This window comes from Micromonospora inaquosa, assembly GCF_003857055.1.
Taxonomy (GTDB): Bacteria; Actinomycetota; Actinomycetes; order Mycobacteriales; family Micromonosporaceae; genus Micromonospora; species Micromonospora inaquosa.
The window spans coordinates 1-1,856 of sequence record NZ_QGSZ01000022.1; the positions used below are offsets into that span (position 1 = coordinate 1).

1 protein-coding gene is annotated in these 1,856 nt (G+C 67.5%); it reads right to left on the reverse strand.

Annotated elements, in window-relative coordinates:
- Positions 1-123: 123 nt before the first annotated feature.
- Complete coding sequence (locus tag DLJ59_RS00110) at positions 124-1,470, reverse strand: aspartate aminotransferase family protein (RefSeq protein ID WP_124770507.1); 1,347 nt, start codon at positions 1,468-1,470, stop codon at positions 124-126.
- Positions 1,471-1,856: the final 386 nt, after the last annotated feature.

Sequence of the window (1,856 nt, forward strand, 5' to 3'; positions counted from 1 at the left end):
GCGCCCGCCGGCGCCCCGCGCCCGCCGGCGCCCCGCGCCCGCCGGCGTTGATCATGAAGTTATTGCGCCCCGCCTCGGCGTGTCGTGGCAATAACTTCATGATCAACTTGGGGCTGTGTGGGGTTAGAGCTTGGTCCAGGCTTGGGTTAGGACTGTGCGGAGGATCTGTTCGATCTCGTCGAAGTGCTGCTGCTCGGCGATCAGGGGCGGCGCCAACTGGATGACGGGGTCGCCCCGGTCGTCGGCCCGGCAGTAGAGGCCCGCCTGGAACAGGGCGGTGGAGAGGAAGCCGCGCAACAGGCCCTCCGACTCGGCCTCGTTGAAGGTCTCCCGGGTGGTCTTGTCCTTCACCAGTTCGATCCCGTAGAAGTAGCCGTCGCCCCGGACGTCGCCGACGATCGGCAGGTCGTACAGCTTCTCCAGGGTGGCCCGGAAGGCAGCCTCGTTGGCGCGTACGTGCCCGACCAGGTCCTCGCGGGCGAAGACCTCCAGGTTGGCCAGGGCCACCGCGCAGGAGACCGGGTGCCCACCGAAGGTCACGCCGTGCGCGAACATGCCGGTCTCGGTGAGGAACGGCTCCATCAGTCGGTCGCTGGCGATCATCGCGCCGAGCGGGGCGTACCCGGAGGTGATGCCCTTGGCGGTGGTGATGATGTCCGGCTGGTAGCCGTAGCGCACCGCACCGAAGTACTCGCCCAACCGCCCCCACGAGCAGATCACCTCGTCCGAGACGAGCAGCACGTCGTACGCGTCGCAGATCTCCCGTACCCGATCGAAGTAGCCGGGCGGGGGTGGGAAGCACCCGCCGGAGTTCTGCACGGGCTCAAGGAAGACCGCGGCGACCGTGTCCGGCCCCTCCCGCTCGATGGCTCGACCGATCTCGTCGGCGGCCCAGCGGCCGAACGCCTCGGGGTCGTCGCCGTGCTCGGGCGCCCGGTAGAAGTTCGTGTTCGGCACCTTGATCGCGCCCGGCACCAGTGGTTCGAAGTCGCTCTTGATGCCTGGCAGGCCGGTGATCGACAGGGCACCCATGGAGGTGCCGTGGTAGGCGATGTACCGGCTGATCACCTTGTACTTGTTGGGCTTGCCGGTGCGCTTGAAGTAGGCACGAGCCAGCTTCCACGCCGCCTCGACGGCCTCGGAGCCTCCGGTGGTGAAGAAGATCCGGTTGAGGTCGCCGGGGGTGAGCGCGGCGATCCGTTCGGCCAGCTCGATGGCCTTCGGGTGGGCGTACGACCAGAGCGGGAAGTACGCCAGCTCGCCGGCCTGCTTGGCGGCCGCCTCGGCCAGCTCGGTGCGGCCGTGGCCGGCGTTGACCACGAAGAGCCCGGCGAGCCCGTCCAGGTACTGGCGACCCTGCGCGTCCCACACGTACGCGCCCTCGCCGCGCACGATGGTCGGCACCTCACCGGCGGAGTAGCTCGCCATCCGGGTGAAGTGCATCCAGAGGTGGTCGGTGGCGTTGGCCATGTCAGCCCCATCGGTCGTCGGGCCGGTCAAAGGGGTGAGGCCGGCCGCTCTGCCAACGGTTATCGCACAGCCGCAACCTTAGAAGCAAGGGTTATCGGCGGTATCACGGTCAGTCGGCGACGAATTCAGCGCGTGAACGTCATGGATGCAACGGAATCCGTACAGCGTGGGGTGTTTGATCGGCGGTGGGTAGGAGTCGGAGGTGTGCTGGTCCCTGCCTTTGGAGCTGAATCGTTCACGACATCAGCTCCAAAGGGCCCGCGTGGTGGTCGCGCCTCCCTTGGTCGCGGGCTCGATCCACTCGGGTTCGCTGAATCCGCGGTGTCCGGGCCTGGTTAATGCCGCGTTATTGGTGAAGTCGAGTGGATCAAGGGCGGGTCGGGGGT

Excerpts from the sequence above, each read along its gene's own strand:
- DLJ59_RS00110 (WP_124770507.1), bottom strand. The coding sequence starts at position 1,470 with ATGGCCAACGCCACCGACCACCTCTGGATGCACTTCACCCGGATGGCG.